The following is a 269-nucleotide window of genomic DNA, read 5'->3' on the forward strand; positions in this document are numbered from 1 at the left end:
TTCATACTTGGCTGAGTGAAAACCCAGATGTGTCTTCGGCACAGATCCATGATTGGTTGATGGAGCACTACCCTAAACTAATTGTTGGGGAAAGTACGGTACGTAGTTATGTCAAAGAACTTCGTGAAAAATATGCCATACCAAAAGAGACACATCAACGGGTTTATCAAGCGATACCTGACCCGCCAATGGGGCAACAAGCTCAGGTAGACTTCGGGAAAACCAATCAGAAAACGCCTCAAGGTAAATGTGTAAAATTGTATTTTATA

The 269-nt window shown here is 42.0% G+C and carries 1 pseudogene; it reads left to right on the top strand.

Going from position 1 to position 269, the window contains the following annotated elements:
- A pseudogene (locus IC21_RS17125) lies at window positions 1-269 on the top strand (IS21 family transposase); the annotation flags it as partial.

The sequence above is a fragment of the Heyndrickxia coagulans DSM 1 = ATCC 7050 genome (assembly GCF_000290615.1).
Lineage (GTDB): Bacteria > Bacillota > Bacilli > Bacillales > Bacillaceae_C > Weizmannia > Weizmannia coagulans.